General features: G+C 43.4%; 9 protein-coding genes. 2 read left to right on the plus strand and 7 right to left on the minus strand.

What is annotated here, in order from left to right:
• Positions 1-48: 48 nt before the first annotated feature.
• Positions 49-894 (minus strand): 5'/3'-nucleotidase SurE, encoded by an 846-nt coding sequence (gene surE / locus GYK50_RS09170; protein WP_212563750.1) that lies wholly within the window; start codon positions 892-894, stop codon positions 49-51.
• Between the two features lie 786 nt (positions 895-1,680).
• On the opposite strand from surE, the gene GYK50_RS09175 reads away from it, so the two are divergent.
• Together GYK50_RS09175 and GYK50_RS09180 are read left to right on the plus strand one after the other, a co-directional pair.
• Complete coding sequence (locus GYK50_RS09175; protein WP_058025084.1) at positions 1,681-2,115, plus strand: MCR_0457 family protein; 435 nt, start codon at positions 1,681-1,683, stop codon at positions 2,113-2,115.
• Positions 2,116-2,627: 512 nt separating this feature from the next.
• A complete protein-coding gene (locus GYK50_RS09180; protein ID WP_212563751.1) occupies positions 2,628-3,794 on the plus strand; it encodes a D-alanyl-D-alanine carboxypeptidase family protein in 1,167 nt (388 codons plus the stop codon).
• Positions 3,795-3,996: 202 nt separating this feature from the next.
• On the opposite strand, the gene GYK50_RS09185 is transcribed toward GYK50_RS09180, so the two are convergent.
• From GYK50_RS09185 to ispG, 6 genes are all read right to left on the minus strand, one after another.
• The gene (locus GYK50_RS09185; RefSeq protein ID WP_212563752.1) at positions 3,997-5,958 is read right to left on the minus strand and encodes a sensor histidine kinase; all 1,962 of its coding nucleotides are present in this window, start codon (positions 5,956-5,958) and stop codon (positions 3,997-3,999) included.
• 184 nt (positions 5,959-6,142) lie between these two features.
• The gene (gene der / locus GYK50_RS09190; RefSeq protein ID WP_071003380.1) at positions 6,143-7,564 is read right to left on the minus strand and encodes a ribosome biogenesis GTPase Der; all 1,422 of its coding nucleotides are present in this window, start codon (positions 7,562-7,564) and stop codon (positions 6,143-6,145) included.
• Between the two features lie 316 nt (positions 7,565-7,880).
• Entirely contained in the window at positions 7,881-9,101 is a 1,221-nt protein-coding gene (gene bamB / locus GYK50_RS09195) for an outer membrane protein assembly factor BamB (RefSeq protein WP_212563753.1), read from the minus strand.
• A 175-nt stretch (positions 9,102-9,276) separates the two neighbouring features.
• Complete coding sequence (locus tag GYK50_RS09200) at positions 9,277-10,071, minus strand: YfgM family protein (RefSeq protein ID WP_212563754.1); 795 nt, start codon at positions 10,069-10,071, stop codon at positions 9,277-9,279.
• A 70-nt stretch (positions 10,072-10,141) separates the two neighbouring features.
• Positions 10,142-11,443 (minus strand): histidine--tRNA ligase, encoded by a 1,302-nt coding sequence (gene hisS / locus GYK50_RS09205; protein ID WP_212563755.1) that lies wholly within the window; start codon positions 11,441-11,443, stop codon positions 10,142-10,144.
• A 121-nt stretch (positions 11,444-11,564) separates the two neighbouring features.
• Positions 11,565-12,680 (minus strand): flavodoxin-dependent (E)-4-hydroxy-3-methylbut-2-enyl-diphosphate synthase, encoded by a 1,116-nt coding sequence (gene ispG, locus GYK50_RS09210; RefSeq protein ID WP_071003372.1) that lies wholly within the window; start codon positions 12,678-12,680, stop codon positions 11,565-11,567.
• Positions 12,681-12,743: the final 63 nt, after the last annotated feature.

A 12,743-nucleotide genomic window follows, 5' to 3' on the forward strand; every position in this document is an offset into this window, starting at 1 on the left:
GATATGGTGATTATCACCTATGTCATTGATAATCATAACCTATCGAACTTATAAATCTAGTGCCAAAAGCTTATCCAATGCCCCCGCTGGGGTATGATGTAGACGTACTGGCGACAAACTGATGTATCCTGCCGCCACTGCTTGATCATCCGTCATGCCCGATGTTAATACAACATTTTTTTGATTGATTGATTTAGCTGAACTGTCTAAGGGTCGCTCATTTTTGTGCTTGCTGTTTTTACATTTTCGTAGAGACAGCCAGTACGCATCTCGGCCGCGCGGGTCAATCATATGACGCACGGGCCGGGCGATCTGCTTGTGTCCCAACGAGGTAACCTTTCGCCCTTTGATATCACTGCTGCTATCCATATCAGGAATATTAACGTTTAATACATGATAGGGCAAACTTTTGAGAAACTCTAAAATCGAGGTATCAGTGAGCAATTTGACAATTTCATTTGCCACCACTTGATAATCACTGGCTGATTCTTGTCCACCATTTTTTACGCCGCCACCTACCAAAGACGTGGCAATAGCAGGTATGCCCAATAACTGCGCGGTCAATGCCGCGCCAAAGGTACCAGAAAACATCACGTCCTGTCCTAAGTTTGCACCTGAATTGATACCTGTAATGACACAGTCAAAATCCACGTCACGGTATAGCTCATGCAGCGCCAAATGAACGCAATCAGCTGGTGAACCATTAACCGCTATAAATCCCGATGGCAATTGATGCGTATGCAATGGCTTTGATACACTCAATGCACTAGCATAGCCACTCTGCTCCTCGTTTGGTGCGACTACCACGACCTCACCGATGGTCGATAGTGCTTGAGACAGTGCCAATAATCCTGGCGCATACACCCCATCATCATTACTAATTAAAATCTTCATGTCAGCTCAGTATGTTTGTGTCAAACCGTCTTTCTAGTAGAAAGTTTTGCTACCGTACCATATCTTTATTCGTATAAAAATAGCAACCAAAGGCTAGGGCGTGTTGAACATTCGCAAATAGGCACTGCTGATCGCTAAAATTGTTCCAGACAAGGCACAAAGCGACGATAATGCAGATGCCTTAGCGAGATTTGTAACGCAGTATGGGGCAATTTTAGCATCAGCCCCAACGATAAAAGCAGGGGACAGGACTCTTTTTTGCCGCTTCATCGTTAAAAATAAGCGCTTAGAGTGACTAAACTTATTATTTTTAACATCGAATCGCCTAAAAAATAGTCGCTGTCAGTGCCATGGTCGAATGTTCAACACGCCCTAGTATATAAAATAAAAAATTTGGCGATTACTCTTGAAAGCCTTGTGATATCAGTACATTAAAACTAAATTATCTTGATAGCCCGAGCGATTATACCTGAACAATAGATAATCCCGAACTCAGTCTTTGACCAAAAACTGTCTGGCATTTTTGTCTATTGTTATATTATTTGCCTCAAACGGAGTCGAAATGAGAGAAATAAGGCAACGCGTTACAATATGCAACACCGTACAACAATACAAACTGATGCGTTTATACTGATGTGACTTCATTGGTATATGCTACTGATATGTTGCTGTAAAATGCCTTTGGCTCACAAGATATCTACACATAAATCAATATTTTATGTGACTTTTGTTTTTTTACCCATTAACATATCACCATCAAATAAAGATAAGCGAGTGTAATACTGAATGAAGAATCAATCGATATTATCTATAGCTTCTGTGATAGCAAAGACCGCCTCAAAAATCGGGCTGGCAGGACTGATAACGTCTGTTGCCATGCTGTCTCAAGCGTCTAATGCTGCAAACAATCCTGCGACTACTATTCCGCTAGATATGTCTGGCATTAATATCACAAAGCATGAAATTGCTGTGATGCAGGTACTATCAGAGATCTGTCCATCAATGCTGAACGGCAATCAAAAACAACGTTTTTATAAGTCTTATACCGTGCAATTGCATGAGCTGATGCCTTCGTTAGAAGATCCAAAAGCAGCGATTCAATATCTGTCAACGCAGCAAGACTATCGTCAGATACTGCAAGGTATTCGTAGCTGGACAATGGGCTTTTCAAAGCAAGAAAATAAAGCGCTATGCGAAGATCTTGCAAACGCAGAATATTAATCGCTAAAAAGCGTGTAAGCGTAGAGAGCCGTCTTGAGCGCTAGAAAAGCCCGTCATAATTAACGACAATAAACCATGGCCTTGTTCTTTCTGGAGCTCTACTCTCATCATCGTTAAGAACAATACTCTACACTTACCCATTAAGTTTAATGAACAAAAAAGCTTGCTGTCATTGCGCTTATAAACCACAAGCGGTACAGCAGGCTTTTTTGTGGTCGTTGAATTTATACTGATCAAAAGCTATCTATAGGTTAGTAAGAGCAAACACTTAATACCTACTCGCTTTTCTTTTTATTCATGCCTTACTTTTTTGCATTTATCGATTCCCCATCGGTTGGCATTTTGCTAAGATAAGGCGTTAATTTTATGTCTATCGTACAGTCGTTCTTGTTTTGATTAATACATTATTTTAGACATGATGTTTAAGGCATGCTGCTTAAAATAATGTATGAAAATTGACAGTGAATACAAGCGATAGATACATTTGGTTCCATGATGCGGTGTAATGATATATGACAGTAAAGCGTGTAAAAAATCAGCTAGTACAGCTGGTCGTTGGTGTAAGTATCTCAATGAGTGCAGTGATGGCAAACGCAGCCATACAACCACCTGAGATGGATAATACCGCCTATGTATTGATGGACTATAATACTGGTGAGATCTTGGCTCAAAAAAATGCGAATGAGTCATTACCGCCAGCGTCTCTGACGAAAATGATGACCAGTTATATCATCGAACAGCGCTTAGCATCAGGCGACCTCAAAGAAGACGACCAAGTACTCATGAGCCAAAATGCATGGTGCCGTGGTAGCAGCAGTCAGTCTTGCATGTATGTACCAGTCAATAAGACGGCGAGCGTCATCGACATGCTACGCGGTATTATCATTCAATCAGGTAATGATGCGTCAAAAGCCATGGCTGAGCATATCGCGGGTAGCGAAGCATCATTTGCAATATTGATGAATGAGCAAGCGCAAAAGCTTGGTATGGAAAACTCTCATTTCGTCAACTCTACTGGCATGCCTGCTGAAGGGCATCAGGCATCAGCGCTGGATCTGGCCAAACTTGCTCGCGCTATTGTCAAAAACAGCGGTGATTACTACAGTATTTATTCCGAAAAAGAGTTTACCTATAATGGTATCACTCAGGGCAACCGCAACGCCCTACTCGCAACCGATCCTACCGTTGATGGTCTAAAAACGGGCCATACTGATGCGGCAGGTTATTGCTTAGTCGCTTCGAGTAACCGCGACGGTATGCGCCTCATCTCTGTCATCATGGGCACCAAGAGCCAGCAGGCTCGTGCTGATCAGTCGCGTGAACTACTCAACTGGGGCTTTGGCCACTTCACCACAGTGACCAAAGCACCTGCTGGTCAGTTCGTTAGCAAAGTTCCAGTATGGTTCGGAGAAGCCGATGAGGTAGAGCTGGCAACGGGTGATAACTTAAAAATCCTAACCAGTAAAACGCAGAAGAATAAAATCACGACCGTGGTTGATATTCCTGACAGCCTAGAAGCGCCGATTAAGAAAGGTCAAGAAATCGGCAAGATGATGGCCGTTATTGATGGTAAAGCTGTCGCATCTGTCCCTATTATTGCCACTAATGATGTCGCACAGTCAGGATTCTTGAGCCGTACTTGGCAACATATCGTACGCTGGGCGCAGAATCTGTTCTAAGAACTGCTCTATTTTTATAAATAGAGAGCTAGAGCAAAGACTCTCATTATAAGAAAATCACATAATAAAAAAGACGCCTTAAAATTGGGCGTCTTTTTTATTTGTTGTAAAAAAATCCTGGCTTGTTTGTGCTTTTTATCAGGAAATTACATCTAACGGGCTAGGCGATTTTAAGAAGTCAAACGTATTTTTTTATAGTGTTTTAGATCCATACTAGCCAACGTTTTAACAAGTCACTCAAAGCCTTGTGCTCATAAGTCGTACTATGACAGTAATCGATGCCAGCTGCTTTTAAACCATACTCGAAATTATCGACATAACGCGCTTGATGTTGGGGATACCAATATATCAATAACGCACGTTGCACGCTTTCTTCGTTTTCATGTTGGCGAATAAGTTTTGCTAATAGTTCAGCTTTGTCCGCGAGTACATCCTCAGCGAACATCACCATATCGACTTTCTGTGCCCTTATCTCATTCATGACTTGCTGTACGTCCTGGTGACAGATCACCGTAGCGCCCAGATACTCTAGCTCATTCAATAACGCACCCGTCTCTTGATCATAATAATAAATAATCGTTAGCCCATTTAAGAGCCGCTGCTGGCGAGATTGTTGTTGGTTTGGCATTACTAACGTCAACGTAAACTGCGTCCCTGATCCCAAGGTACTATCAACTTCGATGGTCGCCCCCATGAGCTGCACCAATTGCTTAACCACAGGCAAGCCCACACCTGAGCCTTCATACTGGCGCGTTTGTGACGAATCCACCTGAAAGAAAGGATTGAAAATATCATCAATATGATTGCTATCAATACCGATGCCCGTATCTTTGACACTGATTTTCCAACGATTACTTTTATCAAAATGCGTCAGTTGTGACGTGATCACTACCTGTCCAGTAGGAGTAAATTTAATGGCATTACTGACTAGTATGGATAATATTTGTTGAATTTTTGCTGAGTCGCCATAAAGACTGTAATCTACATGATGAATATTACTGGTTAACGCTAAGCCTTGTTGATTGGCTATAGGTTCAAACTTTATCAAAAGATCAGATATCAACTGTAGCGGATTAAATTCATTGTTATGAATTTTTATTTGTCCTTTTTGTATCTGATTTAATTGAATAATATGATCCAGTGATAGCACCAATTTATCACTGCCGTTGCTAATGATTTCGACAGCGTCTTTTTGCTCTCTAGTTAAGGTTTCATAGTCCAATAACTGTAGCCCGCCCACGATAGCATTGAGCGATGTTTTTAGTTCATGGGTAATCATGCTTTGAAAATTATGCAACTGCACATCAAGCGAGACATCTTTGTTATGTAGTTGCTGCTCAAAGGCAGCAAGCGTATCATATCCTTGCTTGGCCTCTTGCAGTCGATCAAACAAGATAGCCAAGGCCTTTTTTATTTGTGTCAGCTCTTGAAAGTTAAAGCGCTGCGGAATAATAGGTAGCTGCTCTAGCTCTGCGTTTTTGATGATAATACCGCAGACACCATTTAACGCTTCGATATCTTTGACCGGCCAATTCAGCTTTCGGAAGATATATACACCTGAAATAATAGTCAATAGTAACGTGGTCAGCCACAACGGAATAATGCTACGAAACCAATATGAACGCAGTACTTTCACATCCATGGTGATGTTGATATAGCCAATCAGCGTGTTATTCCTATTCGTGCTACCGATCGATTCATCCGTAACTGATGATGTGCTCATACTCTCAGACAGATCTGTCGCTAGCTGCTGATTAGATGTGGGTTTATTGGGTCTGACACTCACAAAATCTTCGTACTTACTAACGACAGGATAGTTGAAGCTGACCGTATCGGCAAATAAAGCATTTTTCCAGTCATCTAGTGATTGGCTGATATCGTTGATAGGCTGGGATGTGGAATAAAACACAATACTCTGAATGCTCGGCTCATTTTCTAATAAAATATTCACTTGCTCAGCGACGATGTCAGCACCATCTGGTGTCGATGCACTGGTTGTTAGTAACGAGGCTAATTGCTGTATATGCTGATGTTTTTCTTGGTAGTGATGCACCAAACCATAAATAAAAGGCAATACAAAGCCTGCCAGCAGAGCCAAAATTACGGCCTGTCCAACAGAGCGCCAAATGAGCATAGAAATGGTTTGAGACGAACGATTGTTCATATCACTCTACTGAGTCAAGAAAATTTTTACTTATATTACAGGTATTTGAGAGATGTGATAAGCGAAAGATTGAGGTAATTAACGAGTATACTGAACTGCCAAAAAAAGCACTATATGATTATAGTGCTTTTTTATTTTACCGTGCTGAGCTGCACGATAAAATAAGTCATAGCAAATCATGTGATTAACGAGACTTTTTATCTTTGGTAGTGAATTTCTTCGCACGATTGCGCTCACGCTGACGCAATTGCTGTGTTTTTGCCTTGGTTGGCGTGTCGCTCTTATTGGCGTATGGGTTGTCATTTTGTTTAAAGATAACATTGAGCGGCGTACCTTCAAGCTTAAATACTTGACGGAACTGGTTCTCTAAGTAACGCTGATAGCTCTTAGGAAGCGCGCTGGTTTGATTGCCATGGATTACGATAACAGGTGGGTTGTGACCACCGATATGTGCATAACGTAGCTTAATACGGCGACCAGCAATAGTTGGTGGCGGATTGGCAGTGACAGCATCTTGCAAGATTTGCGTCAAGCGATTGGTCGAGACTTCAAACATTGAAGACTTGTAAGCACGCAAGATAGATGGATATAAATTACCCACACCAGTCCCATGTAGTGCTGATATCAAATGTACTTTTACATATGGGATAAAGTTAAAACGACGATCCATCTCAAGCTTAATATAGTCTCTTTGATCTGGTGTCAAACCATCCCATTTGTTGATTGCTACGACTAGAGCACGACCAGCATCAAGTGCATAGCCAATCATATGCAAATCTTGGTCAACAATACCTTCATGCGCATCAATGACAATGACGGTCACGTTTGAATCTTCAATCGCTTGCAAGGTTTTGATAACAGAGAATTTTTCCACTTTTTCATCGATTTTACCGCGGCGACGTACACCAGCCGTATCAATCAATACGTAGTCTCTGCCCTCACGCTGATAAGGGATATAAATACTATCACGCGTCGTACCAGGCATATCAAATACCACTACGCGATCTTCGCCCAACAGACGGTTAACCAGTGTTGATTTACCAACGTTTGGACGACCGATAATCGCAAGCTTCAAACCGTTTGGCTCAACTATATTCTCTTGCTCAGGCATATCAGCCGTTAAGACTTCAAGCAAGTTGCCCACACCGCGACCATGACTGGCTGCCATCGGATACGGCTCGCCCAATCCTAGCGCGTAAAACTCTGCTGGCGCTGCATCGTGGACACCATCAACCTTGTTTGCAACCACGTAGACAGGCTTACCCAGAGTATGCAAAAACTTGCCAATCTCAGCATCAGCACCAATCATACCAGCACGAGCATCAACGACAAATACAATGATATCTGCTTCGTGAATCGCGGTATGCGACTGCTCAGACATATAGTCATCGATATTACCGCTGCCGTCATCTGCTTCACCAATACCACCAGTATCCACAACGATGAATGACTTATCTTCATAAGTTGCATCACCGTATTGACGGTCACGAGTCAATCCCGACAAATCAGCAACCAATGCCTGCCGACTTTTTGTGAACTGATTGAATAAGGTGGATTTACCGACGTTTGGACGACCAATTAAGGCGACCACAGGCTTGATACTCATGGGTTACTCTCAGTGAAAGGCACAATGACGGACAGTACAATTATTCTTACGACCACTGATATAACAATAGTAACGAATAGAGCTGCACTTAACCGCAAATTAAAATGAATGATAAAACAATAGCAAAAATAGTAGCTAGCTATTTTTTGGCTAAAAAATAATTGGGACGACTAAATTATATATAGTATATATGGTTAGCACATCGGTCGCATAGAGTACGCGAAAGCCTGTACTTAAACAAGCGATTTACACAAGGCACTAAACGCTGACTAAGCAGCGTTTGTGTTTTGTAGATAAAAACCAGTGTACTGTTTTATCAGCGCGTTAGCTGCCAGATAGCAACTTGTCCTGACGTGCTTTGAGTCATCAGGCGATTGCCTTGTACTTGCAAGTTCGTCAACGTCCCTTTTGTCTGCACGCGGCTAACAATATTGCCAGTAGCAGGGTCAAATAAATGTACCACACCGTCAAAATCACCGACTGCAATATAATTGCCAATCATGACAGGGTTGGTTAGGTCACGATAAGCCAGTGCCTCACTTTCCCACAATGTCTCGCCGCTATTGCGATCATAGGCAACCACTTTACCATCTAGGCTAGTCGCAATCACTTGCTGAGGGTTGACGGCAAGTGCTTTTAAACTAGCAAGCTCATTGACGAACATCACTTGACGTGAGGCCAAATCAATACCTAATAGCTGACCACTATAACTAATCGCAAACAGCTGGTTTTTATCCACGATAGGCTTGCCATCGACATCGCTCATGCGCTCAACTTCGCTGCTTCCAGACCCAATGCCAACACGTCTTGACCACTTTGGTAAGCCATTATCAACGGTGACTGCATGCAAACGACCATCAGCAGTCGCCAACAACGCCGTTTCATTATCTAGCAAAGTTGGTGCCGCACTACCGCGCACGCTGATCGCTGGTACTTGCGTCGCAAACTGCCACACTGATTCACCAGTCTGTAGTGATAAGCCATGCAAGAAGCCATCATTCGCTGATAATACCACACGATTATTACTGATAAGCGCTGGGGATAAAACCGACCCTGACAACTGCTGCTGCCAGCGTTTTGCGCCAGTCATAGTATCAAACGCCATTACTTGACCATTGCGAGTACTCACAACCGCTGTCTGACTCAGCGCATCCAACGCCACGCCGCCTGTGATCTGATCACCGACGTTAACCGACCATAAGCGCTCGCCTGCCTGATTAAACCCTATCAGATCACCACCGCGTGATGCCGTAACGATTTGCCCATTAGCATAACCAACTTGCAAATCTAGAGGGTCTTTCTTACTGGCTTTTTTGTTACCTACATCGGTGCTAAATACTGGCTGGAGCACGTTGATCGGTTGCGCAATCTGTACCAATTTTACTGGGTCATTAACCACTGGCTTGATGCCGCGGTTACACCCAATCACTGCAGTGCTCATTACGGCAAGTACTGCCACATGCATGACTGTCTTCTTGATAGTCTGACTACTTAACGTAGTTTTTAACATTTTGCTAGAGCGAATAGATTGAGTCATTATATGTTCTCACTACAAATGAATTATTATTAATTGGTACATTGGCCAACAGCACATTAGTCATTATGACGTCATATCAAAAAGCATTTAATCGATTGCTACTGCTCAATACTAGCTTAGTGATTTACTGAACTTAGTTATTTACTGAGCTTAGTGACCTACTGAACTTAGTTATTTACTGAGCAGCTTCAACGCTCGTATTTTCTGAGTTTTCAACCACTAATGGCTGCTCAGGAGTCGCTGATTCTTGGATAAGACTGGTGGGCCCAGCAATTGGCTCAGGAGTGATACCCAAGCTTTCCATCTTTAAGGCCAATACTGCACGCGTTTCTTGGCGGCTACGTAATAGCTCCCAAGCATTATTGTAAGACTTAATCGCTGATTCTTTGTTGTCTTGTGCCAAGTAGATATCACCTAGCAGCTCTTGCTGACTGGCTTCAAACGAGCTTGGCATATCGTTGTTGGCTTCTGACAAGGCCGCATCTGCATCGCCTGTCGCCAGTAACGTCTTGGCATAACGCAGCTGAGTGATTGCCTTTAGACCGGCATCATCCAAATCAATGGCGAGTGCTTGCTTAAATGTCTCAGCTGCCGCCGTAAAATCATCATTATCGACCTGTTGGCGAGCTTTTATCATCAGCGCTTGCCATGCATAAACTGACTCACCATGCGTACTGACTAAAGCATCAATATCTTTGTCTAACTGTGTGCGGCTCTGTACCAGCGACTCTTGCGCGTCGGCTTCTAGATCTGGATTTTGCGAAGCCAAGCTGACTTCTTCATTCAGTCGTTGGATATCGGCATATTGATCAGCGGCGACAGTATCTACTCGCGCATGGTTGTTCTGCCAGTATGTCCAGCCAAAATAAGCAGCCAGTGCCAACAAAATCGCAGTGACAATATAACTACCATACTGCTTTAACGCTTGCATGGAGTTGTCTGCATTCGGCGAATTGGGGGTCAGAGCCATATATATTTACCTGATAAAATGTACATTAAATTGCTGATGCCAAAATCAAAACTGCGGCGTTGCAAGACGATTATTTACGAGAAAAGTTATCTTTACTCGATAGCCAATCTTGTGTGACAGTCTGCTGCTCACCCGTCTGCATGTCTTTGATACTGATGGTATTATCATCCAGCTCTTGCTGTGCGATGATGACTGTCAATGCTGCGCCTGACTTATCTGCCTTTTTCATTTGCGCTTTTAGACTGGTTGCACTTGCCATCTTCACGCGTACATCTGGACGACTATAACGTAGGTTTTGTGCGTAGCTGATACCTGCACTATAAACGTCAGGATGCGCCACGACAAAGATATCACAAGCGGGTTTGTCAGCAATCGGTGCCACGGCTTCCATCAGTAGCAATAAGCGCTCGAGCCCCATCGCAAAACCAATAGCCGGTTCAGATTTTACAGGTTTTTTATCTGACTTATCATCGTTTGTACCTATGGACTTTAATTGTCCAACCAGACCGTCATAACGACCACCGGCGCATACCGTCGCTTGACTGCCAAGCTTGTCCGTTACCCACTCAAAGACCGTTTTATTATAATAATCAAGACCCCGCACCAGATGTGGATTGATCTCAAAATCGATACCAAGCGCAGTCAGATAAGCTTGAACTTGTTCAAAATGCGCCACACTCTCTGTACCCAAGAAGTCAGCAAGCTTTGGTGCGTCTGCTAATACTGCCTGCGTACTTGCCTCTTTACTATCTAAGATACGTAATGGGTTGGTCGTCAAGCGACGTTTGCTGTCTTCGTCTAATTGATCTTTTTTGTCCGTCAAATAGGCAACCAGCGCTTCGCGATAGGCATGGCGTTCATCAAGCTCACCTAGGCTGTTTAACTGTAAGTGCATCTCATCTTTTAGGCCCAGTTCTTGCCACATCAGATGCGTCATTGCAATCAGCTCAGCATCAGCGTCTGGTAGCGCACTACCAAAGCTTTCGACACCTAGCTGATGAAACTGACGATAGCGGCCTTTTTGCGGACGCTCATAGCGGAACATTGGACCAACGTACCAAAGCTTCGGCGTGTCCCCACGCAATAAGTTATGCTCGATAACGGCACGTACTGCCCCTGCTGTGCCCTCAGGACGCAAGGTCAAAGGCGTCGGTGGCTCAGATTTATCAGTGAAGCTGTACATCTCTTTTTCAACGATATCTGTCGCACCGCCAATCGCACGTGCGAATAGATCAGTTTGCTCAACGATAGGCAAGCGAATATGCTCATAACCATATCTACCAAGTACATCAGCCAATATCGATTCTAGATGCAGCCACTTTGCTGATTGGTCAGGCAAAATATCATTAAACCCTTTAATAGCTTTAATCATGATACGGTCATGTCCTTAAAATTTAACAGTTATGTCTATTATTGTTATCTACGTATTAAAATAAAAAATGTGCTGCCTACCCTTTGTTTACACAGCAAAAAGCAGATACTTGCATTGCGACTTATTTTACGCGAATAATCTCGTTCTCGCGTTTTTTCGCCAAATCTTCTGCATGGGCGCGAACCATACTTTCTATTTCATCGACTACATTGTCGGTATCGATAAGATGACTTTTTTGACCCATACGGTATACCAGTGATCTTGGTGCGGCACCAACGATACCGATATCTGCTTCTTTTGCTTCGCCTGGACCATTCACTTTACAGCCAATCACGGATAAATCCATTGGTTCACGGATGTCTTCCAAACGTGATTCTAGCGCCGTCATCACTTTAATCACGTCAAACTCTTGACGCGAGCAGCTTGGGCAAGCGATAAAATTAACACCGTTCGAACGTATGTTGAGCGATTTTAAAATATCAAAGCCAATTTTGATTTCTTCTTCAGGCTCAGCCGCTAAGGAGATACGAATCGTATCGCCGATACCGTCTAATAACAGACCACCAAGCGCAATGGCAGATTTGACAGCACCAGTACGGTAGACACCTGCTTCAGTGACACCTAAATGCAGTGGGTTATCAATCTGCGCTGATAGCAGGCGATACGCATCCAATGTCAAAAACACATTACTGGCTTTGACAGATACTTTGTATTGGTCAAAATTAAGACGCTCTAAAATGTCGATATGACGCATTGCTGACTCAAGCATCGCCTCCCCAGTCGGCTCAGTATACTTACGCTGAATGTCTTTTTCTAAAGAGCCTGCATTGACGCCGATACGAATAGGAATATTGTGATACTTAGCACAAGCAACCACTTCACGCACCTTGGCATCGCTACCGATGTTACCAGGATTGATACGCAAACAGTCAGCGCCGGCTTCAGCCACTGCTAAGGCAATCTTATGATCAAAATGCACGTCTGCAACCAAAGGTACGCTCACCAGTTTGCGAATCTCGCCAAAGGCTTTGACGGTATCCATCGTCGGCGTTGATACGCGCATCAAATCAGCGCCGGCTTCTACGCAGCGCTCGATTTGGGCGACGGTTGCCGCCACATCGCAAGTGTCAGTGTTGGTCATGCTCTGTACGCTAATTGGCGCATCACCACCAATCGCAACATCGCCGACATAGATTTTTTTGGTCAAACGGCGGTTAATAGGCGATGGCATTGACATAGATAAATCCTTAAATCAAAAATAGAAAAACCACAGGCTTGTATATATAAATGAGCTTAGACG

Origin of the sequence: Psychrobacter pacificensis (assembly GCF_018336615.1) — a bacterium.
Taxonomy (GTDB): Bacteria; Pseudomonadota; Gammaproteobacteria; order Pseudomonadales; family Moraxellaceae; genus Psychrobacter; species Psychrobacter pacificensis.